The organism is Novosphingobium gossypii (assembly GCF_050433305.1).
Taxonomy (GTDB): Bacteria; Pseudomonadota; Alphaproteobacteria; order Sphingomonadales; family Sphingomonadaceae; genus Novosphingobium; species Novosphingobium gossypii.
The window spans coordinates 181386-202665 of record NZ_JBNPXM010000001.1; the positions used below are offsets into that span (position 1 = coordinate 181386).

The 21280-nt window shown below is 65.7% G+C and carries 22 protein-coding genes and 1 tRNA gene; 8 read left to right on the plus strand and 15 right to left on the minus strand.

Translation table 11 applies throughout. From position 1 onward, the window contains the following. From aroQ to GGR40_RS00940, 5 genes are all read right to left on the minus strand, one after another. Positions 1–438: a type II 3-dehydroquinate dehydratase gene (gene aroQ / locus GGR40_RS00920; RefSeq protein ID WP_429274320.1), complete on the minus strand. Its 438-nt coding sequence runs from the start codon at positions 436–438 to the stop codon at positions 1–3. Positions 439–520: 82 nt separating this feature from the next. Then, positions 521–898, minus strand: a complete 378-nt coding sequence (locus tag GGR40_RS00925) for a hypothetical protein (RefSeq protein WP_429274321.1) — start codon at positions 896–898, stop codon at positions 521–523. A gap of 36 nt (positions 899–934) precedes the next feature. After that, the gene (locus tag GGR40_RS00930; protein ID WP_429274322.1) at positions 935–1348 is read right to left on the minus strand and encodes a holin family protein; all 414 of its coding nucleotides are present in this window, start codon (positions 1346–1348) and stop codon (positions 935–937) included. A 107-nt stretch (positions 1349–1455) separates the two neighbouring features. Then, the gene (locus GGR40_RS00935) at positions 1456–1818 is read right to left on the minus strand and encodes a hypothetical protein (protein WP_429274323.1); all 363 of its coding nucleotides are present in this window, start codon (positions 1816–1818) and stop codon (positions 1456–1458) included. A gap of 145 nt (positions 1819–1963) precedes the next feature. Beyond that, a tRNA-Pro gene (locus tag GGR40_RS00940) sits at positions 1964–2040 on the minus strand. A gap of 292 nt (positions 2041–2332) precedes the next feature. On the opposite strand from GGR40_RS00940, the gene yajC reads away from it, so the two are divergent. The 3 genes from yajC to secF are packed head-to-tail and all read left to right on the plus strand — an operon-like array spanning position 2333 to position 5308. Further along, a complete protein-coding gene (gene yajC, locus GGR40_RS00945; RefSeq protein WP_429274324.1) occupies positions 2333–2668 on the plus strand; it encodes a preprotein translocase subunit YajC in 336 nt (111 codons plus the stop codon). Between the two features lie 23 nt (positions 2669–2691). After that, positions 2692–4302 carry a protein translocase subunit SecD gene (gene secD, locus GGR40_RS00950; RefSeq protein WP_429274325.1) on the plus strand — a complete coding sequence of 537 codons (1611 nt, stop codon included), beginning with the start codon at positions 2692–2694 and terminating at the stop codon, positions 4300–4302. A 16-nt stretch (positions 4303–4318) separates the two neighbouring features. Continuing rightward, positions 4319–5308 carry a protein translocase subunit SecF gene (secF, locus tag GGR40_RS00955; RefSeq protein WP_429274326.1) on the plus strand — a complete coding sequence of 330 codons (990 nt, stop codon included), beginning with the start codon at positions 4319–4321 and terminating at the stop codon, positions 5306–5308. A gap of 625 nt (positions 5309–5933) precedes the next feature. Here the strand turns inward: secF and rsmA are convergent. The 4 genes from rsmA to GGR40_RS00975 form a co-directional block, all read right to left on the minus strand. After that, positions 5934–6758, minus strand: a complete 825-nt coding sequence (gene rsmA / locus GGR40_RS00960; RefSeq protein ID WP_429275191.1) for a 16S rRNA (adenine(1518)-N(6)/adenine(1519)-N(6))-dimethyltransferase RsmA — start codon at positions 6756–6758, stop codon at positions 5934–5936. Between the two features lie 5 nt (positions 6759–6763). After that, positions 6764–7768, minus strand: a complete 1005-nt coding sequence (gene pdxA / locus GGR40_RS00965; protein WP_429275192.1) for a 4-hydroxythreonine-4-phosphate dehydrogenase PdxA — start codon at positions 7766–7768, stop codon at positions 6764–6766. A 7-nt stretch (positions 7769–7775) separates the two neighbouring features. Continuing rightward, a complete protein-coding gene (locus tag GGR40_RS00970; protein ID WP_429274327.1) occupies positions 7776–9095 on the minus strand; it encodes a peptidylprolyl isomerase in 1320 nt (439 codons plus the stop codon). A 203-nt stretch (positions 9096–9298) separates the two neighbouring features. Continuing rightward, on the minus strand, positions 9299–11626 hold the full coding sequence (locus tag GGR40_RS00975) for an LPS-assembly protein LptD (protein WP_429274328.1): 2328 nt from the start codon (positions 11624–11626) through the stop codon (positions 9299–9301). Between the two features lie 95 nt (positions 11627–11721). Between GGR40_RS00975 and GGR40_RS00980 the strand changes: the two genes are divergently transcribed. Both GGR40_RS00980 and GGR40_RS00985 read left to right on the plus strand, forming a co-directional pair. Next, on the plus strand, positions 11722–13185 hold the full coding sequence (locus GGR40_RS00980; protein WP_429274329.1) for a leucyl aminopeptidase: 1464 nt from the start codon (positions 11722–11724) through the stop codon (positions 13183–13185). A 23-nt stretch (positions 13186–13208) separates the two neighbouring features. Then, on the plus strand, positions 13209–13652 hold the full coding sequence (locus GGR40_RS00985) for a DNA polymerase III subunit chi (protein ID WP_429274330.1): 444 nt from the start codon (positions 13209–13211) through the stop codon (positions 13650–13652). Between the two features lie 19 nt (positions 13653–13671). Here GGR40_RS00985 and GGR40_RS00990 read toward each other — a convergent pair whose 3' ends face one another. The 6 genes from GGR40_RS00990 to GGR40_RS01015 all read right to left on the minus strand — a co-directional run bounded on the left by GGR40_RS00990 (position 13672) and on the right by GGR40_RS01015 (position 20072). After that, positions 13672–14319 (minus strand): inner membrane-spanning protein YciB, encoded by a 648-nt coding sequence (locus GGR40_RS00990; RefSeq protein WP_429274331.1) that lies wholly within the window; start codon positions 14317–14319, stop codon positions 13672–13674. Next, positions 14316–15266, minus strand: coding sequence for a signal recognition particle-docking protein FtsY (ftsY, locus tag GGR40_RS00995; RefSeq protein ID WP_429274332.1), 951 nt, complete (start codon positions 15264–15266; stop codon positions 14316–14318). The genes GGR40_RS00990 and ftsY overlap by 4 nt, the downstream gene beginning before the upstream one ends. Then, positions 15263–16456, minus strand: a complete 1194-nt coding sequence (locus GGR40_RS01000; protein ID WP_429274333.1) for a MiaB/RimO family radical SAM methylthiotransferase — start codon at positions 16454–16456, stop codon at positions 15263–15265. Before GGR40_RS01000 ends, ftsY begins: the two co-directional genes overlap by 4 nt. After that, positions 16453–17283 carry a diaminopimelate epimerase gene (dapF, locus tag GGR40_RS01005; RefSeq protein WP_429274334.1) on the minus strand — a complete coding sequence of 277 codons (831 nt, stop codon included), beginning with the start codon at positions 17281–17283 and terminating at the stop codon, positions 16453–16455. The genes GGR40_RS01000 and dapF overlap by 4 nt, the downstream gene beginning before the upstream one ends. Before the next feature lie 73 nt (positions 17284–17356). Next, positions 17357–18997 (minus strand): putative bifunctional diguanylate cyclase/phosphodiesterase, encoded by a 1641-nt coding sequence (locus GGR40_RS01010; protein ID WP_429274335.1) that lies wholly within the window; start codon positions 18995–18997, stop codon positions 17357–17359. A 139-nt stretch (positions 18998–19136) separates the two neighbouring features. Then, the gene (locus GGR40_RS01015; RefSeq protein WP_429274336.1) at positions 19137–20072 is read right to left on the minus strand and encodes an isopenicillin N synthase family dioxygenase; all 936 of its coding nucleotides are present in this window, start codon (positions 20070–20072) and stop codon (positions 19137–19139) included. 79 nt (positions 20073–20151) lie between these two features. Here GGR40_RS01015 and GGR40_RS01020 point away from each other — a divergent pair, with 79 nt between their 5' ends. From GGR40_RS01020 to GGR40_RS01030, 3 genes are all read left to right on the plus strand, one after another. Next, positions 20152–20559: an EVE domain-containing protein gene (locus GGR40_RS01020; protein WP_429274337.1), complete on the plus strand. Its 408-nt coding sequence runs from the start codon at positions 20152–20154 to the stop codon at positions 20557–20559. A 148-nt stretch (positions 20560–20707) separates the two neighbouring features. Continuing rightward, positions 20708–20890, plus strand: coding sequence for a CsbD family protein (locus tag GGR40_RS01025; protein ID WP_429274338.1), 183 nt, complete (start codon positions 20708–20710; stop codon positions 20888–20890). Between the two features lie 174 nt (positions 20891–21064). After that, positions 21065–21280, plus strand: a complete 216-nt coding sequence (locus tag GGR40_RS01030; RefSeq protein ID WP_429274339.1) for a hypothetical protein — start codon at positions 21065–21067, stop codon at positions 21278–21280.

Sequence of the window (21280 nt, forward strand, 5' to 3'; positions counted from 1 at the left end):
CTAAAACCCCGCTGCGGCCTCCAGCGCCAGCACATAGCTCTGCGCGCCGAACCCGGCGATGGTCCCCTTTGCGGCCATGCCGACCCAGGAGGTATGGCGAAATTCCTCTCGCGTGTGGGGGTTGGAGAGGTGCACCTCGATCACCGGCGCGCTGATCGAGCGGATCGCGTCCAGCAGCGCCACCGAAGTGTGGGTGTAGGCCCCGGCATTCAGCAGCACGGCATGAGCGCCGGCGTCCTCCGCCTCGTGCAGCCAATCGACCAGATCGCCTTCGTGGTTGGACTGGAACATCACGACGGACAGGCCCAGCGCCTTGCCGCGCTCTTCCAGCGTGGCGCCGATGTCGTCCAGTGTCTGCGATCCGTAGATCGCCGGCTCGCGCTTGCCCAACCGGTTGAGATTGGGGCCGTTGAGCACGTAGACCAGCTTTTCCGTCATGAGCCTGGATACCTCCCGCAAGCGTCAGGGCCAGAGCTTTAACGGGCCGGACGCCGGGCGCAAGCGCCAGTCCGAGGGCATGTCACTGGATCGGCGGCCCCACCGGAGCGCGCGGCGGCGGAGCGTTGGGCGCTGGCGGCGGGGGTGGGGGTGCATTGGCCGGCTCGACGTTGACCGGCGGGGGCGAGGGCGTGTCGGCGGACGTATCCGCATCAGGCGCCTTGGTCGGCTCTCCGGAAGGCGCGCCGCCGCCATAGAAGCTGGCCAGCTTGGCCTCGCGTTCGGCCTTGTCGGCTGCCGCCTTTGCCGCCCTGGCCTCGGCCGCCTGTTCCTCCGGGGAAGTTTCGGTCGACTGCGGGGCGGGCGCGGCTGCGGGGTTGCAGGCGGCAAGGGCAGGCATGGCGGCAAGGCCGAACACGACCTTGCCGACAGAGCGAAGAGAAAGGATCCGGACCATCATGCCCGCGACCCTAGCGCGAAAGCGTTAGCGTTTCGCTTACTTGTCCGACCCGCGCGTCTTGCCCCACTGGCGCATGGCCGAATAGCCCAGGTATCCCGTGCCGAACAGCGCGTAGAGCGGCTCTGGTATCCCTGCGAGATACCCGTTCATCCCCGCGCCGATCGCACGCGCCAGGCCGGGATTGAACGCGGCCACCACACCCATCGGCAGTGCCCACAGGATCACGGCATACATGACATAGAGGAAGCTGGGCCGCGCGCGGCTGGTCCACGGGTCGGCACTCTGCGCCTCGGCGACGATGGCCGAAAGGCTGGCCTGGAGCATCTCCAGTTCCTGCGAATTTTCCAGCTTGAGCAGTTCCAGCTTGGCCCGGTCCCGCGCTTCCGGGTCGGGGACGACCTTGTCGATGATGCGGGTTACGGGGCCGAGCAGCGAATCGAGGAGAGGCATGGCAAGTCCTTTGCAAAAGTGACTTGCCGATAAATGACCATATCGGTTCGTGTAGGAAAATGTTTTCTGCGCGCGATCAGCGCCGTTCAGGCATCATCGACCCGGCATCACCGGCGGCGGGCAGGTGCCTCGCACATCGATCCCGCGCGATCGGCGAGGGCGAAGTCGCCCGCCCGCAGCGCCGTCTTGCGCGCATCGGCGCATCGGCCATCGGCGACCAGCGCGCCCACTTCCTCGCGCAGCCCCTGGTACTGGCGCGCTTCCTCGCGCTCCTCGTTCTTGTCGCGCAGGCGTTCCACTTCCTGAAAGCCCGAGTAGCGCCGCTCTGCCGGATTGTCTCCGGCACCCGGCCCGACCGTGCACGAGGCGACATTGCCCAGGCGATAGCACGTCGATGTCTGCGCCGCGCAAGGCGATGCGACGGCAAGGGTCACCGAACCCACAAGGGCAGTTGCAAGCGCGCGTTTCATGATCACCCCGACATGACGAACCTTTTCCCGTTCAGGATGGCCCGCCGACGATCCGGCGTCAAGGAAAGGGTCTACGTCAGGTAAAGGGTAGGGCCGAAACGAAAAACGCCGTCTCCTGCGCGAACAGGAAACGGCGTTTTTTCGTTGGTCGGGACGAGAGGATTCGAACCTCCGACCCCCACACCCCCAGTGTGATGCGCTACCAGGCTGCGCTACGTCCCGACCGGAGCGCGGCCTATAGGCAGGTCTTTCCAGATGCGCAAGCGCCTCAGGCATAGTTTTTCATCATGGCGTGCATCCGGTTGAACGCGGGGCGGGGCGCCCTATCTGCGGCTGCGGCGGGGGAAGCCGCGGCCGGCGCAAGTTGCGGGCCGCGCGTTGCCAGCGCTGCGCTTTATTGCTAACCGCCCGCATCCGCCTGCGCGCAGCCTGCGGGTAATACCGTCATGCGCGCAGGCCCGGCCGGCACGCGATTCGCCGTCCGACACGCGACACGAGAAGGCCCATCATTTCCATGCAGACCTCGATCCTCGCCCAGCTTGCCGCAACCGCACCCGCCGGTGCGCCGCCGGCCTGGATGACTTACCTGCCCTTCGTGGCGATGGCGCTGATCTTCTGGTTCCTCATCCTGCGCCCGCAGATGAAGCAGCAGAAGGAGCACAAGTCCAAGCTTTCCGCGCTCAAGAAGGGTGACGAGGTGCTGACGGGCGGTGGCCTGATCGGCAAGATCGTCAAGGTGGACGACAACTACGCCGAAGTCGAACTGGCTCAGGGCCTGAAGGTCAAGGCGCTCAAGTCCACGATCGTCGATGTGATCCCTCCCGCCGGCTCCAAGCCCGCGAACGACTGATCCGGCTGTTACGGGAATAGGCGATGCTTGAATTTTCGATCTGGAAGAAGGTCTGGTACTGGGGGCTGGCGGCGGTGCTGTGCCTTCTGGCCGTGCCGACCCTGCTGACCTTCACCAACATCCACCTGCCTGCGGGCGTGCCCGCGCCCAAGGTGAACCTCGGCCTCGATCTGGCGGGCGGTTCGCGTCTGCTGCTTGAGGCGGATCGCAACCAGGTCATCCAGCAGCGTCTGGAAGGCATGGAGGAATCGGTCCGCACCAAGCTGAACGCCGCGCAGCCGCGCATCGCCATCGGCGACGTGTCCAGCCGGGGCGGTCGCCTGACCTTCACCGTGCGCGACACCTCACAGGTCGACGCCGCGCGTGAGGCGCTGCTGCCGCTGACCAATGGCGCCGGGCTTACCGGCCAGCGCGACTGGGACATCTCGGTCGTCAACGGCAACCAGTTCGTGCTGGCGCCGACCGACGCGGGCATCGACCTAGAAGTCAGCAATGCGATGGACACCGCCGTCGAAGTCGTGCGCAAGCGCATCGACGCGCTGGGCACCAAGGAGCCCGACATCCGTCGCCTCGGCGGCACCCGCATCGACGTTCAGGTGCCGGGGCTTCAGGATCCTGCGGCGCTGAAGGCACTGCTGGGCCAGACCGCGAAGCTCGAATTCAAGATGGTGGACGAAACCGCCTCGCCGGCCGATCTGGCGCAGGGCATCGCACCTCCGGGCGACGAGATCGTCCCTTACGCAGAGGGCATGGCCGAAGGGCCCTCGCCGGTCATCGCGGTGAAGCGCCTCGGCGGCATCACCGGCGACCAACTGACCAACGCCAAGCAGGGCTTCGACCAGCAGAACAACCGTGCGGTCGTAAACATCACCTTCAACCAGCAGGGTGGCGAGAAGTTCGCCGCGCTGACCAGCGCCAACGTCGGCAAGCGTTTCGCCATCATCCTTGACGGCAAGGTGCTTTCCGCGCCTTCTATCAATGAGGCGATCCTTGGTGGCAGTGCCCAGATTTCGGGCAGCTTCACCACCAAGTCGGCCACCCAGCTGGCGATTGCGCTGCGTTCGGGTGCGCTGCCAGTGGACCTCAAGGTGGTCGAGGAACGCACCGTTGGACCGGACCTTGGCGCAGAAGCGATCCACAAGGGCGCGGTGGCGATGGCTGTCGGCACGCTGGCGCTCGTCCTGTTCATCATCCTCACCTATGGCCGCTTCGGCATCTATGCCTGCATCTGCGCGCTGGGAATCAACATCCTGATGATCCTTGGCGTGATGGCGGTGTTCGGCACCACGCTGACGCTGCCTGGCATCGCCGGCTTCGTGCTGACGCTGGGCGCGGCGGTCGACGCCAACGTGCTCATCAACGAACGCATCCGCGAAGAACGGTCCAAGGGGCGCCGCGTGGTCCAGTCGGTGGAACTGGGCTACAAGGAAGCCAGCCGCGCCATCTTCGACGCCAACATCACCAACTCGATTGCGGCGCTGCTGATGTTCGCCTTCGGCTCCGGTCCGGTGCGCGGCTTTGCGGTGGTGCTGATGATCGGTATCGTCACCTCGGTGTTCACTGCCGTGACCCTGACCCGCATGTGGGTTGCCGGATGGCTGCGCAAGGCGCGCCCTTCGGACCTGAACCTGTAAGCGCGGAGATTATCCCATGAAGCTCCTGAAGCTTATTCCCGACAACACCAACATCCACTTCCTGAAGTGGCAGTGGCCGTTCTTCATCAGCAACATCGCGTTGATGATCGCCTCGGTGGTGCTGCTGTTCACCCATGGCCTGAACCTGGGCGTCGATTTCGTCGGCGGCCAGATGATCCGCGTCGCCTTCGAACGCAGCGCCACCGCTCCGGTCGATGCGCTGACGCAGACCGTCGACAAGCTGGGCTACGGCGAGCCGGTGGTGCAGACCTTCGGCAAGCCGAACGAGGTGTCGCTGCGCATGAAGCTGCCCGAGGGCACCGAATCGCAGCCGCAGCTGGCCGACGCCATGGCGCAGAAGATCACCACTTCCATCAAGCAGACCTTCCCGGACGCCCGCATCGACGGCGTCGATTCGGTATCGGGCAAGGTCTCGGGCGAACTGTTCAAGACCGGCGTGCTGGCGCTCAGCCTGGCGATGATCTGCATCTCGATCTACATCTGGGTGCGCTTCGAATGGCAGTTCGCGGCAGGGGCCCTGTTCGCGCTGGTGCAGGACATCCTGCTCACGGTGGGCATGTTCTCGCTGACGCAGATGGAGTTCGACCTCAACATCGTCGCCGCGCTGCTGACGCTGCTGGGGTATTCGCTGAACGACAAGATCGTGGTCTACGACCGCATCCGCGAAAACCTGAAGAAGCACCGTCGCATGCCGATGGCCGAACTGCTCGACCTGTCGGTGAACGAGACGCTGTCGCGCACCGTGGTCACGTCGCTGTCGGTCCTGATCATGCTGGTCGCGCTGCTGCTGCTCGGTCCGGACGTGATCTTCGGCTTCACCGCGGCGATCACGCTGGGCATCTTCATCGGTACGTACAGCTCGATCTTCATGTCCGCCCCGATCCTGATCTGGCTGGGCGTCAAGTCCGACAGCTTCGTCCAGACCGAATCGGCGATCGACCGGCAGGAGCGCCTGGCCCGCGAACGCGGACAGCCGCAGCCCTGATTGCGGGTTCACCGTTAAGGGAAGGCCCGCTCCGCTACGCGCGGGGCGGGCTTTTTCTTTGGGGTTTCTAGCTGCTTTGGGTTCACTACATTCCGTCACCCTGAACGTGTTTCAGGGTATATCGTGCCTGCAGCGCGGCTGTGTGAATCCCAAAGCGCAAGTGCCGCTGGTGTTTCCGCCTTCCGGCACCAACTGCCAGATGGACCCTGAAACACGTTCAGGGTGGCGGCGGCGGAGTTTGGACGGGGGCCGGGGTTCACGTCACGCTTGACAAAAATAACCTAAATGGATATATATCTTCGCGCTGGTATCTCATTGGCAAGGCGGGTCGGACTAACGGGAAGGCCATCCGTTCACACCGTCCGCACGCGGCCGGCGACCCGCAGGAAGGGCCGCCTGCAAAGACGCGACACGGTTTTCACCTTTCTTCGGAAAGGATCGATGGCAGGACGCGAGCCCGCACCATCGATACCGCGCCGCCAGGGCCGAGCAGGTGAGGCACGCCGTTTCCCTCTCCCGCCGTTCGCATCGAAGAAGCGCAGCCAAGCCTGTCGTGTCAGGCCCCACGCCGGCCGCACCGCCCGCGTTTTCCTTGTGGCGTTATCCTGCGCTCGCCGGCGGGCGATCAGCCGTGCGTAAGCGCCTTTGCCACACTGACGAACTCCGCGACCGACAGCGTTTCCGCCCGCCGCTGGGCATCGATCCCCAGACCTTCAAGTGCGTCCAGAGCGCCGGGAACGCCCTTCAGGCTCTGGCGCAGCATCTTGCGGCGCTGGCCGAAGGCGGCTTCGGTCACCCGTTCCAGCACCCGCATCGAAACGCCTTCAGGCGCCCTGCCGGGGGTGACGTGGACGATGGCCGACATGACTTTGGGCGGCGGGGTGAAGGCGCTGCGGTGGACCTTCATCGCCAGCTTCGACCTCGAGCGCCACTGCGCCAGCACCGCCAGGCGGCCATAGGCCGACGTGTCCGGCTCGGCGACGATGCGGCGGGCGACTTCCTCCTGGAACATCAGCGTCAGCGATGCCCACTGCGGCGGCCAGTCCTGCCCCGAAAGCCAGCCGGTGAACAGCGCGGTGCCCACGTTGTAGGGCAGGTTGGAAAGGATGTGGTACTCGCCCGCAAACAGCGTCTTCGGATCGATCTTCAGCGCGTCGCCCTCAATCACCTTGAGCTTGCCGGGGAACGCCTCGGCCAGTTCGGCAAGCGCGGGCAGGCAGCGGCGGTCCATCTCGATCGCGGTGACGTTGGCCCCGGCGCGCAGCAGCGCGCGGGTGAGGCCCCCGGGACCGGGGCCGACTTCGAGCACGTCCCTGCCGTTCAGCGAGCCGGGTATGGCGGCGATGCGGTCCAGCAGTTGCTCGTCGAACAGGAAGTTCTGGCCCAGCGCCTTCGACGCAGACAGGCCGTGACGCGCTATGACTTCGCGCAAGGGGGGCAACTGGGGCAGGGCGGTCATGCGGCCCTCCGCGTGGCGCATTCGCCCGCCATGCGGATCGCCGCGATCATCGCCCCGGCGCTGGCGGTGCCCTTGCCGGCGATGGCGAAGGCGGTGCCGTGATCGGGCGAGGTGCGCACGATGGGCAGCCCGAGGGTGACGTTGACGCCCTGATCGAAGTCCAGCGTCTTGATCGGGATCAGCGCCTGATCGTGGTACATGCACAGCGCCACGTCGTAGCTTGCGCGGGCATGCGCGGCGAAGAGTGCATCGGCGGGGTGCGGGCCGGTGACGGCAAGACCCTCTGCCAGAAGGGCGGCAATGGCGGGGGCGATGACGTCGCGGTCCTCTGTGCCCATGCGTCCGTCCTCTCCGGCGTGGGGATTGAGGCCGGTGATCGCGATGCGCGGTGCCGGCAGCCCGAAGTCGCGGGCCAGCGCGCGCGCGACGATGCGCGCCTTGCTTTCGATGAGGGTGCGGGTGACGAGGGCAGGCACCGCCGCCAGCGCTTCGTGCACGGTCAGCGGCACGGTGCGCAGGGACGGTCCGGCCAGCATCATCACCGCCGCGTCGTGCGGTAATCCGCAGGCATCCGCCAGAAACTCGGTCTGGCCGGGCTGGATGAAGCCGACTTCGGCCAGCCGGGATTTGGCGATGGGGCCGGTGACGACGCCGCCCGCCTCGCCAGACAAGGCAAGCGCAGTGGCCTGCGTCAGCGAGTGCAGGGCCAGTGCGGCGCCCTGAGCGTTCGGATTGCCGAACGACGGCACGCAGTCTTCCTCGCCCAGCACGGGCAGGGCCGAGCCGAAGACCTCCGCGGCCTGTGCCGGGGCGGAAATCTGCACCACCGGCAGGTCGATCTCGCGCGATGCCGCCGCCGCGCGCAGTACGCCCGCGCCGCCCACGACGAAGAACGGCGCGAGGGCTTGTTCCTCACGCCGTAGCCAGCTTTCGGCGATCACTTCGGGGGCGATCCCAGCGGGATCGCCCAATGAAATGGCGAGCGGTGCCGCCATGATCAGTTCACCATCAGTTGTATTCGATGACCGCATCGCGGCGCAGGTCGCGCAGGTAGGTCTGGGCGCGCTTGTTGACGCGGTCGTCTTCCAGCTGGGCCTGCAGCTGTTCGAAGCTGGGGCCGCTGTCGGTCTGCGGATCGTCGCGACCGCAGAGCATCAGGATGCGCACGCCATCCTCCAGCGAGCCGAACGGCGGCAGCGTTTCGCCGGGCGAAAGCTGCAGGATCGAGTTCTGGATCTGCGCGGGCAGATCGCGGGCCTTGACCTGGTCGTTGGTGACGACCTGCGCGCCCACGCCCTTGGCCACGGCATCGACGTCACCGCAGCCCTTGGCCGCCTTCATCGCGGTGGAGAACGCTTCGGCGCGCTTGCCGGCCTCAGCCTCGGAGATGCCCTTGGGGAAGGGCAGCGAGATCTGCTTGAGCGCAAGAACGGCATCGCGCGGATCTGCGGTCAGCACCTTGCGCTTGTCGATCAGGTAAAGGATGTCGAAGCCGCCGGGCACCTCGATCGGGCCGACGAGCTGGCCGGATTCCATATCGCGCGCGACGGTCTGCAGTTCGCCGGGCAGCTGTGCCAGGCGGACCCAGCCCAGATCGCCGCCGACCGATGCGGTGCTGGCCTGCGAATACTGGCGGGCATAGGCGACGAAGCTGGCGCCCTGCTTGAGCTGCTGCACGATCTGCGTCGCGTTCTTGTAGACCTGTTCGCGCGCATCGGGCGTGGCGGCGAGGTAGATTTCGCCGAGGCGGTATTCGTCCGTGCCCTTGGCGGCCTTGAGGCGGGCCAGCACGTCGTTCACTTCATCGTCGGAGACGTTGATGAACGGCTGCACGTTGCGCTGAAGCAGGCGCTGCCACGACAGCTCGCCCCGGATCTGGCGCTTGAGCGAGTCGGGCGAGGAGCCGATGCGCTTCAGGTAGGCATCCATCGCGGCAGTGTCCTGCCCGAAGTTCTGGCGGGCGACACGCGCGTAGGACTGATTGATCTCCGCTTCGTCGACAGCGACGTCGGCGGCCTTGGCTTCCTGAATCTGCAGCGTTTCGTCGATCAGGTTGCGCAGGATCTGCAGCCGCAGGCGCTTCATTTCCTCTTCGTCGATCTTGCCCTGATTGGCCGCGACGATGAGGGCAAGGCGCTGGTCGACGTCGGTGCCGGTGATGACATCGCCGTTCACGACCGCGGTGGCGCGGCGCATGTTGGGATTGTCGTTGCCGAAGATCTTGACGTCGTCAGGAATGACGATTTCGCCCTGAGGCGCATTCTGGGCCTGAACGGTGAGCGCGGTGGACAGCGCGGCGAAACCGCCGACGCAAAGGAAAGCGCGCATGAGGAACTTGCGGTTAACTGCTTGCACCGTTGTATCAATCCCGTTTTGACCGACCCTTCGGCCGGTACATCATCGGCGGAAATTCCCGAGTGCCGGGAGCTTCCGCCGCATCATAAGTCACACCTGCCGGGGGGCGGCTTAACTGAAAATGAGCACACCCGATAGCGGCTTTGGCACAAGGTGCCAATGCTCGTGCAATCTTGTCAGCCTCCGCCGCCGATGTTCTTGAGCGAGAAGCCGAGCTGGAAGGAGTCGCCGCGCCGCACGTCGCCCAGGGCCACGTAATCGCGGCGCCAGGTGAGCGAGATCTGGATGCAGTCGTCCTCATACGCTGCGCCGACGCGCGTGCGCAGGGGCTGGAAGCCGTTCGAGCCGTATTCCGGGTTGTCCTTCCGGCTGGTCATGTTGATGACGGCGGACCCGAACATTGACCAGTATTTCGCAAATGCAATGCGCCCCGCCGCGCGCAGTTCCTCGCGGTCCTGAAGATCCTCAAGGTCGTTGGTGATGTCGCGGTTGAGGCGGGTGTAGCCAAGTTCCAGATAGCTGTTCGTGTTGCCGATCACCGCATCGAACTCGTTGCGGCGGACCGCCATCGAGTCCTTGTCCACCCGGAATCGGTGGATGAAGTTCAGGAAATCGCGATAGCGGATTTCGGTGCGGCCGACGATGTCGGACATCTTGTTGGACAGGCCGGTGCCATCGGGCAGCACGCGGTTCTGGTTGCTGAGCCGCACCGACTGGCCGACCGTGGTCTTGATCTTCCAGCGCGGGCGTTCGAACTGCCAGTCGAAGCCGTACGTCACGCGCACGCCGTCTTCCAACCGGTCATAGCCGGGGAAGCGGTTGAGCGCGAAGAGGTTGCCGGTGTCGAGATCGACCGCGCGCGAATCCTCGTTCGGGATCGACAGGTTCCTAACATGCGGCGAAGCGACCACCTGAACGCGCGGGGTCAGCACCTGGGTGCCGCCGAAAGCCTGCCCCACCAGCGGCCACTTCACGTCCACCGCAGCCGTCGCGATGCCGCGCTCCTGCCATCCGGCAAGGCCGCGATAGAGATCCTCGGTCGTCAGCGCATTGTCCGACGAATGGTAGACGTCACCGCGCACGAGGCCGGTCAGCGTCACTTCCTGGCCCATCCCGGTCAGGCGGCGCAGCGACCACTGCGCACTGGCAAAAGCGCGCTGGGTGTCCTGCCCTTCGGTGCGGCTGATGGCGAGCGAGTTGGCCTGAAGCTCGAACTTCCCGCCGAGCAGGGGATCGTCGATGCGGCGGCGATAGTCGATCAGCGGCAGCGCCACCGGGATAAGGCCCTGCGATCGGGTCGATACCAGTGTCTGGGTAGCGTAACCCGCGATCGAGAAGTAGCTGTTCTGGTCGATCCGCTCCACTTCCACCATCGAGCGCAGGCGGTCGTCGCGGTTGTTGTCGTAGCGGCGCAGGAACGTGCGGTCGGTGGCGCGACGGATCGAACCGGTCACGCTCCAGTTGTCGTCCAGCTGGAACTTGCCATTGGCGAAGATGTAGCCGCGGAACGATCTCTCGCCGTTGGTGGTGACGGTGCCGTCGCTGCCGGCGATGGGAATCTTGCTGCTGGCGGTGGCAAGGCCGGTGATCTGATAGGCGCCCTTGTCGGTCAGGGCGCGGTACTGGATCGAGGCCATGGGCGCGGCCCGCGTAAAGGCGGAAATGGTGCCCGTGAGATCGCGGTTCTCGCCGATCTTCCAGTAGTAGGACTGCGCCAGCTCGATGCCGTTCGACGGGCTTGAGCGGATGTCCGGGATCAGGAAGCCGGACACCGCGTGCCCGTCCGTGCTGACGGTCAGGCCGAACAGCGGCAACTGGATCGCGCCGAACATCTCGATCCTGGCGTCCTTGAAGCGCACGCGCTTCTGGGCGTCCGAATAGATCACCTGCTTGGCAAGGATGCGCCAGGTGGGGTTCTTGGGGCAGCCGTCATCATCGGTCACGTCGCAGCCGGTATAGGCCGCCCGGTTGAGGATGACGTCGCCATTGGCGATGCGGGTGCCGTCCTGAGCGGCCAGACGCCCGCCTTCGCGCATGACGAGAAGCAGGTTCTCCATCATGCCGGTCTTGAGTTCGTCCGTCAGTTCGACCTGCTCGGTATACAGCTGATTGCCGTCCTGATCGACCATGCGGACATTGCCCGAGGACAGGATCTTGCCGGTCTGGCGGTTCCAGATCACCTTGTCGGAACGGACGGACTGCACCTGCCCCTTTTCGTCGCGGCGGCGCAGGACGACGTTGCCGGTGGCAGTCACCGTCTCGGCGTTCTGGTCGTACTGGACGTCATCCGCCTCGAACGCGACAGGCTGCGCTTCATCCGTGGGAGCGGCGGGGGCGGCAGGCGCGCCTTCGATCGGGCCGGTGTCCACCGGCTTCGTCAGATCCTGCGCATTGGCGGCGAAAGGGACCGTGAACGTCGCTATCCCGAAGGCGAGCGCATGCAACGAAAGCGGACGCAAGCGACGGATAGGGGCTTGCAGCGGGGTCTGCGCAGGCGGGAGCATGGCTTGCCTATCGCACCGGCTGCTCCTAACTGCAATCCAGTCATGCGATGAAGCGCGCAAGTTCGGTGCTTCATCGGGGAAATCCAGGAGAATCCATGAAGATCCAGTTCCTTGGTGCCGCAGGCGATGCCGATGCAGGCGTCATCGCGCATCTCGTCAACCAGGACGCCGTGCCGGCAGACCTCGAAGCGGTGCTGGCCGAGGGTGCCAGGCGCGCCCGCTTCACCGGCAAGGCGGGGCAGGTGTTCGACGGATTCGTGGAGCGCGGCGGAAAAATCGTGCGCGTGGCGCTGGCCGGGTTGGGCGAGGCTTCGGCCAAGGATCGCAAGAGCGCGATTGAACGCGCGGCGGCTGCCGTTGTCGCGAAGTACCTGACCAGCGGCGAGACGTCGCTGGTGATGGACGTTACCGGCGCGGGCCTTTCGGCTGAGGAAGCGGCGGGCGCGCTGACCGGTGCGGTGCTGCGTTCGTGGCGTCACGACGTCTACCGCACCAAGCTGGCGGCGGACGCGAAGCCCACGCTGGCGCAGGTCGCCCTTGCCGGCGCCCCGGAAGGCACCGAGGCGGTGTGGGAAATCGAACAGGCCATCGCGCAGGGCGTCGCCTTCACCCGCGAACTGGTCACCGAACCGGCGAACATCATCTATCCCGAAAGCTTCGTGGAGCGCTGCAAGGCGCGCATGGAGGGTTCGGGCCTGACCATCCGTGTCCTCGACGACAAGGAAATGGCGGCGCTGGGCATGGGTTCGCTGCTGGGCGTAGCGCAGGGTTCGGTGAAGCCCGCGCGCCTGCTCGTGATGGAATGGCTGGGCGGCACCGAGGGTGAGAAGCCGGTCGCCTTCGTCGGCAAGGGCGTGTGCTTCGACACCGGCGGCATCTCGATCAAGCCCGCCGCGGGCATGGAAGACATGAAGTGGGACATGGGCGGCGCGGGCGCCGTTGCAGGCACGATGCTTGCGCTGGCACTGCGCAAGGCGAAGGCCAACGTCATTGGCGTGTGCGGCCTTGTAGAGAACATGCCGGACGGCAATGCCCAGCGCCCCGGCGACGTGGTGACCTCGATGTCCGGCCAGACCATCGAGGTCATCAACACCGACGCCGAGGGCCGCCTTGTCCTGTGCGACGCTCTCACCTGGGTGCAGCGCGAATACGCCCCGGCGAAGATCGTCGATCTTGCCACGCTGACCGGCGCGATCATCCTCAGCCTGGCGCATGAATATGCGGGCCTGTTCTCGAACAACGATGCGCTGGCGGCAGAGCTGAATGCAGCGGGCGATGCTTCGGGCGACCGCCTGTGGCGCATGCCCATGGGCCCCGCCTACGACAAGCTGATCGACAGCCCCATCGCCGACATCAAGAACGTCGGCCCCCGCTTCGGCGGTTCGATCACGGCGGCGCAGTTCCTCCTGCGCTTCATCGAGAACGATACGCCCTGGGCGCACCTCGACATCGCCGGCACGGTGTGGACCGACAAGCCCGGCGCCACCTGGGACAAGGGCGCAACCGGCTTCGGCGTGCGCCTGCTCGACCGCTTCGTGCGCGACACGATCGAGGCCTGAGAAGAAAAAAGGAGCGCGGCTGAGTGCAGGTCATGTTCTATGAACTCAGCCGCGATCCGGCGCATGCGGTGGTGCCCCTGCTGGCGCGCCGCATCGTCGAACAACAGGGCCGCGTGCTGGTCGTCTCCGCAGACGAACAGCAGCGCGCCCGCATTTCGACGGGATTGTGGGCAAGCCGCCCCGAGAGCTTTCTTGCCAACGGACAGGCGGGGGATGGGGGCGAGGATCGCCAGCCGATCCTGCTTTCCGACATACCCGATCCGCAGAACGGCGCGCGCTTCCTCATCATCGCCGACGGCGTATGGTGCGAGGGCGAGGAGCCGTTCGAGCGGACGTTCTACCTGTTCGATGACGAAACCCGCGCGCAGGCCCGCGAAGTCTGGCGCGACCTGCGCGGGCGCGAGGGCGTGACCAAGCAATACTGGGCGCAGGAAGACGGCCGCTGGACGAAGAAGGCCGAGGAGTGACTTTCGGCCTTCTGCGCGATCAGTCGTGCGGCGGGTTCTCTATCACTTCTTCCTTCGCAGCTTCGCCCATGCCGTGCTTCAGCACCATCGGCAGCTGCGAGAAGGTGAACAGGAACGACAGCACCGTGAAGCCCCACAGCTTCGCCTGAAGCCAGGTGTCGAAGCTGACGGTATAGACCAGCGCGGTGTTCAGCACTGCCAGGAACAGGAAGAACCACGCCCAGTTGCGTGACAGCTTGAACCAGCCTTCCTCGTTCAGCCCTTCGAACGCGGCTTGTAGCAGATACTTGAGCATCGCCTTGCCGCGCCACAGCCCGACGAACAGCACCGCCGAGAACATCAGGTAGACGGCGGTCGGCTTGAGCTGGATGAAGATCGCGTTGCGGAAGATGACCGTAAGCGCGCCGAAGCCCAGGATCAGCACCGTGGTCAGCCACAGCATCGGGGATACGTGCCCCAGCCGCCATTTCGACACGATCAGCGCCGCGACCGTGGCGATCATGAAGGCGACGGTGCCCTTGATGACGGCGGCCACCGTGGCGACGGGATTGCCATCACCGTCCGGCGCGAAGTGGCGATAGGCGAGGAAGAAGACCAGCAGCGGCCCGAAATCGACGACGAGGTTCAGCCACGAACTCTTGGGCTTTGCGGTTTCGTTCGTCATCATGCGATCCCCGCGATGACCCGCGCCAGCAGGTCGGGGTTGAAGGGGCGCAGGTCGTCGATCTTCTCACCGACGCCGATGGCGTGGATCGGCAAGCCGTATTGCTCCGCCGCCGCGACCAGAACGCCGCCGCGCGCCGTGCCATCCAGCTTGGTCATGATGAGGCCGGATACGCCCGCCACTTCCTTGAATGTCTCGATCTGCGACAATGCGTTCTGACCGTTGGTGGCGTCCAGTACCAGCACCACGTCGTGCGGCGCCTCGGGGTTGAGGCGGCCCAGAACGCGGCGGATCTTGGCCAGTTCGTCCATCAGTTCGCGCTTGTTCTGCAGGCGTCCGGCGGTGTCGACGATCAGCGCGTCGATCCCCTGATCCGTCGCCGCCTTTACCGCGTCGAACACGATGGATGCCGGGTCGCCGCCTTCGGGGCCGGTGACGATGGGGATCGACAGCCGTTCTGCCCATACTTTCAGCTGGCCGATGGCGGCGGCGCGGAAGGTGTCGCCCGCTGCCAGCATCACCGAATAGTCCTGCTCCTGGAACAGGTGCGCCAGCTTGGCGATGGTGGTCGTCTTGCCCGATCCGTTGACGCCGATCACCAGGATCACCTGCGGACGCGGGAAGGCCACCACGTCGAGTGGCTTTGCCACCGGGCGCAGGATCTCGGCGATTTCGCGCGCGACCACTTCCATGATGGCGCGTTCGTCGGCGTCACGCTCAAAGCGTTCGTCAGCCAGCCGGTCGCGGATGCGGGCGGCGGCGCGGGGGCCGAGGTCGGACATGATGAGCGCGTCTTCCAGCGCGTCCAGCTGCGCCGATGTCAGCCGCGTGCCGCCGCCGAGGCCGGCAAGGTTGCCCGCAAGGCGTTGCGAGGTCTGGCGGAATCCTCCGAAAAGGCGTTCCGACCAGTCGCTGCCCCCTTGGGTTTCCTGGGGGTCCTGGGTACTCATGCTTCCAGCATTCCTTCGACTATTCGGGTCGGGGTCACCTCCACCAGCACGCCGGGCGGCGTGCCGGGGGGAACCCGGACGGGCGCGAAGTCGGCTGCATGGCCGCTCCCGCCTCTTTCGGCGAGCACCCATAGCGGCATGCCCAGATGCCCGGCAAGCCACGATGCACGCACCTGCGCCACCTTTGCGCGCAATTGCACGGCGCGGGCGCGGATCGTGGCGTGCTCCACCTGCGGCATCCGGGCGGCAGGCGTGCCGGGCCGCTGCGAGTAGGGGAACACATGGCCGTGCACGACGCCCAGTTCCCCGATGATGGACACGTTGGCGGCGTGGGCGGCTTCGTCCTCCGTCGGGAAGCCGGCGATGAGGTCGGCGCCGATGGCGATTTCGGGCCGCCGAGCGCGCAGCCGTTCCACCAGCGATATCGCATCGGCGCGAGAATGACGGCGCTTCATGCGCTTCAACATCAGGTCGTCGCCGTGCTGCAGGGACAGGTGGACATGCGGCATGACCCGCGTTTCCGAGACGATGAGGTCGAACAGCGTCTCGTCCACTTCGGCCCCGTCGATCGAGGACAGGCGCAGGCGGGGCAGATCGGGGAAGCGGTGCAGGATCGCGGCGGCCAGCACGCCAAGGGCGGGAGTGCCTTGAAGGTCGCTGCCCCACGATGTCAGGTCAACGCCGGTCAGGATCACCTCCTGCACGCCCGCGTCGCGGTGGCGGGCAATGTCTTCCAGCACTTGCGCAACCGGGTGCGAGCGGCTGGGCCCGCGCCCCTGCGGGATGACGCAGAATGTGCAGGCATGGTCGCAGCCGTTCTGCACCTGCACGAACGCGCGGGTGTGCGCGCGGGTTTCGGGCAGGCGCGTGGGGACGGGCACGTTCCAGGCGCGCGGGTCGAGCTTGGCGGTGTTGGCGATCAGGCCGTCCACTTCGGGCATGGCGGCCAGCGCCTCGCGCTCGACCTCGGCAGCGCAGCCGGTGACGAGCAGGCGCGCATCGGGTCGTGCCTTGCGCGCACGACGGATCGCCTGCCGGGTCTGGCGTACGGCTTCTGCGGTGACGGCGCAGGAGTTGATGACGACCAGATCGTCCGCTTCGTGCAGCATCGTGCGCAGGGCTTCGCTCTCGGCCAGGTTCAGGCGGCAGCCCAGCGAATGGACTTCGACCTTGGGTTGAAGAACCGTCAAATGGGAATCCTGAGCACGGCCCCATAGTCGGCAGCATCGAACGATCCTCGGAAAGCCTCGGTCGCCGGGCCGGTCATGACGATCTCGTTATCCTCGCGCCATTCGATGAGGAGCGGGCCGCCGGGCAGCGTCACGGTGACGCGGCGCTCGACCAGGCCGCGCTTCATCGCGCCTATGGCGGTGGCGCAGGCGCCAGTGCCGCAGGCGCGGGTCAGGCCGGCGCCGCGCTCCCACACGCGCAGGGTGATGGCATCGGGCGCGGTTACGGCGGCGACGTTGACGTTGATGCGATCCGGGAACAGCGGATCGGTCTCGATCATCGGGCCAAGGCGGGACAGGGCAATGGCGTGAGGATCGGCGACGAAGAAGATCACATGCGGATTGCCGACATTGACCGCGATCGGGTTCACCAGTTCCTCCCACGCGACGGGCATGGCGTAGGTGTCCATCGGATAGGCGAGCGGAATCGCGTCCCAGTCGAAACGCGGCTTGCCCATCTGGACGCTGATGCCTGCATCGGTCGGGGTGGAGGAAACCATCCCGCCCAGCGTCTCTATCCGCGCCGGTTCGCCATGGAGCAGGCCCACGGCACGGGTGGCGTTGCCGCAGGCCTCCACCTCGCTGCCGTCGGCGTTGAAGATGCGCATGCGGAAGTCGGCGTCCAGCGAGGGCTCCAGCACGATGAGCTGGTCGCAGCCGATGCCCGTATGCCGGTCCGCCAGCGCCGAGGCAAAGGCGGCATCCACCGGAGGAATGGGGCGCGTGCGCGCGTCGAGCACGATGAAGTCGTTGCCCAGTCCGTGCATCTTGGTGAAGTCGATCCGCATGCCCGCGATTTAAGGACTGCGGCGGCTAAGGTCCAGTGAAGAACGGTCCTTGCGGCGCAGCAGGGGCAGGAGGTCAGGCCCGCTTCGCTTCGTCCGTGTCCGTGGTGTCGGTCTCAGGCGAGATTTCCGGAGTTGGCTCTGCACCCAGCCATTCGCCGAGTTCGGTGGCGGGGCGGGGGCGGCCGTAGAGGTATCCCTGCCCGGTGATGCCGCCATACTGGCGCAGGCTGTCGAGCACGTCCTGCGTGTCGATCCCCTCTGCGGTGACCGGCATGTGCAGCCCTTCGCCAAGGGTCGCCACCGCGCGCACGATGGCGGCGCTGTCCTCGTCCTCCAGCATGGTGGATACGAAGCTGCGGTCGATCTTGATCCGGTCGAACGGCAACTGCTTCAGCTGGCCGATGGAGCTGTAGCCGGTGCCGAAATCATCCAGGCTGATGCGGATGCCCTGGTTCTTCAGGCTGGTGACCAGATTCCGCACCTGACCCAGGTTCTGGTGCAGGCAGCTTTCGGTGATCTCCACCTCAAGGCGCTGGGGCGGGAAGTTCGCCTCGACCAGCATCTGCAGCAGCTTTTGCGCGAACCACGGATCGCGCAGCTGGATCGGAGAGATGTTGACCGCCAGCGTCAGCTTCGGATCCCACAGCTTCGCGTCCTCCAGCGCCTGGCCGATGACGCTGCGCGACAGTTCGCCGATGGCGCCGATGTCCTCGGCCACGGGGATGAAGATGTCCGGCGCGACGATGCCGAACTGCGGCGAATCCCAGCGCGCCAGCATTTCGAACCCGGTCAGTTCGCCCGTTTCCAGATCGACCTGCTGTTCATAGAAGGGCACGAACTCGCCGCGCGGAATGCCCTGCCGGATGCCGGCCTCAAGATCTGCCCGGTAGCGCATTTCGTGCGCCATCTGCGGTTCGAACCAGTTGAACTGGTTCCGGCCCTGTCGCTTGGCATGGTACATCGCGACGTCGGCCATTTCCAGCAGCGCCTGCGCGGTGGTGGTGCGCGATTCGGCCCGGGCGATGCCGATGGAGGCCGTGACCTCGATGGTGACGGAGCGGATGCGCGACCCCTCTGCCACGGCCTGCACCAGCGCGGCGGCGATGTGATCCACGGTGTCCGAATGGTGCCGGTCGAACGCCAGCGCCACGGCAAACTCGTCCCCGCCGATACGGCCGACGATGGCATGGTCGGGAAGCGCCTCCACGATGCGGCGGGCGCATTCGCGAAGCAGCCGGTCGCCGGTGGCGTGGCCGTTGTAGTCGTTGACCTGCTTGAAATTGTCGAGGTCGATCATCAGCACGCCGACCGCCCGGCCTGCTTCCACCGTCCGGTCAATAAGGGCATCGACGCTCAGGTTGAAGCTGCGGCGGTTATGGAAGCCGGTGAGGGAATCGGTTTCGGCCAGACGACGTGCCTCGCGCTCTGCGACCTTGCCCTGCACGATCTCGTCGCACAGTTCGCGGTAGCGGCTCCAGCCGAAGATGATGATGGCGATGTTGAGGAGGAAGGCGTCGAGGAGGAAGCCGTCAGGCCCGGGACCATGTCCTGACAGCGAACGCATTACTGCGGGACCGATCGTGCTGCCCGTGGCGAGGAAAAGGATGATCGCAGCCGTGACGATGCCGAGCGCCACCACATCGACCTTCCGTTCCCGGAGCGAGCTGGCGTCGGCGGTCTTTCTGCCGCCGAAAAGGATGCTTGCTGGTTGCAAAGGTGCCCCCCCACGGGCGTCACGTCTAAGGTATTGAGGCTACGCGGTTCCTCTGAAGTATAGGTTAACGAAAATATCCCGGCGCTGCCCGGGGCGCCGGGATACTGCGAAGTTACAGAGTTTTAATGGCGGAGCGATCTCACATCTTGAGGCCGATCTCGCGCAGGCGCTCCTGCAGGTAATCGTCGGCGGTGATCGACTCGGGATAACGGTCGGGGTTCTGCGGGGTGATGCAGCCGGGCAGGGTTTCGAACCGGAAGTCGCTGCGCAAGTGCAGGAAGAACGGCATCGAATAGCGGCTGTGGCCGGCGCGGGCGCCTTCGGGATTGCGCACGCGGTGCGTGGTCGAAGGCAGGACGTGGTTGGTCAGGCGCTGCAGCATGTCGCCGATGTTGACCACCACGGCGCCTTCCGGGGGTGCCACGGAGAGCCAGCGTCCATCCTTGGCCAGCAGTTCCAGCCCCGCTTCCTGCGCGCCCAGCAGCAGGGTGATGAGGTTGATGTCCTCGTGCGCGCCCGCGCGGATGGCGCCGCCCGACGATGCCGGGACTGGCGGGTAATGCAGCAGGCGCATGACCGAATTGCCGTCCTCGATCGCCGGGTCGAACCAGTTCGCATCCAGACCAAGGTCGATGGCGATGGCCGAGAGGATCCGGGCGCCCGCTTCGTCGAACTGGGCGTAGAGTTCGCGAAACGTCTCTTCGAAACCATCGACTTCACTGGGCCAGATGTTGGGCGGCATGGAAGCGGCAAGCGGCGAATCGGCGGGAACGTCGCGCCCTACGTGCCAGAATTCCTTGAGGTCCTTCTCGGTCGCGCCCTTGGCCACTTCGGTGCGGAACGGGGTGTAGCCGCGCGCACCGCCCTGACCGGGGATGAAATACTTCTGCTTCGTCTCGACGGGAAGGGCGAAGAATTCCTCCGTTTTCGCCCAGGCCCGCTCGATCAGGGCCTGGTCGATGCCGTGGTCGCGAATCATGGCGAAGCCGAAGGTGCGGAAACTCTCGCCGATGCGCGCCGGCAGGTCGGCGCGGTCGGCCACGAGGCTGAGAACGGGGATTTGTGCGAGGTCCATGGGTGTGCAATCCGTAACGAGTCGGTATGCGGCCCCTTTAGAGGCCGGATGGCCGTCCGTCTAAACCGAAAGGCGATGCATGGCATACTGGCTGATGAAGTCCGAACCCGACGCTTATGGCTGGGCCGATCTTGTTCGCGAAGGGGAGGGCACCTGGGACGGCGTGCGCAACCACCGCGCCGCCAACAACCTGCGGGCGATGGAGGTGGGCGATCAGGCGTTCTTCTATCACTCGAACATCGGCAAGGAGATCGTCGGCATCGTCACGATCAGCGTGGCCGGCATCGCCGATCCCAGCGATCCGGAGGGCAAGTGGGCGGCGGTGAAGGTAAAGCCGGTGCGCAAGCTGAAGCGGCCCGTGACGCTGGCTCAGGCCAAGGCCGACCCGGAATTGACCGACATGGAACTGGTGAAATTCTCCCGCCTGTCCGTGGCGGCGGTGACCCCGAAGGAATGGCATCATGTGCTGGGCTTGGCCGGGGAATGATGATTGCCGGCCTATTTGCCTGAATGCACAATATCGCTGATCTCGCACGGTTTGGCGCAGTGTCCGGCAACTTGCTAACATAGGAACGTGTTCTTCCGGTGTGAGGGCGACGGAATGTTTTCGCCGCCGAAACCAAGGAGATACCGCCATGGGTGAACTCAAGGACACTGCAAAGGGCCTCGGCAACGAAGTGGCCGGCAACGTCAAGCAGGCGCTGGGCAAGGCGCGCAATGACCCGGCGCAGCACGCCGAAGGTGTCGCTCAGGAAAAGAAGGGCGAACTTCAGCAGGGCGTCGGCAAGGTCAAGGGCGCGCTCGGCGACCGCGTTTGACGCGACTTCCCTTGGGAACCAGTCAGAGGGCTGCCTTCGGGCGGCCCTTTTTCTTTGTGCTTTCCGCAGCTTGCTTTCGCGTCGGGTGAGGTGGGGTGGGGTGAAGCGTCCCGTTTCGGGAAGTCCCGAATTGGCGCTTTGCGAAAAGGTAAACGAATCGTTAACCCGCTGGGCATGACCCGACGCTCACTCGTTCTTACGCATGAAGCCGCGCGGCACTGGTTCCGTCGTTCGCTGCCGCCGCACGTCTTCGCCATCCCTGTGGAAGATGCAGGTGCGCCGGACAATATCGATGCCGCAAAGACATGGACCCTGAACGGAGGCGACTGGCGCGGGTTTCTGAGCGCCTACTGCGCCAGCTTCGTGGCGATCAGCCTGTTCATCGCCTGA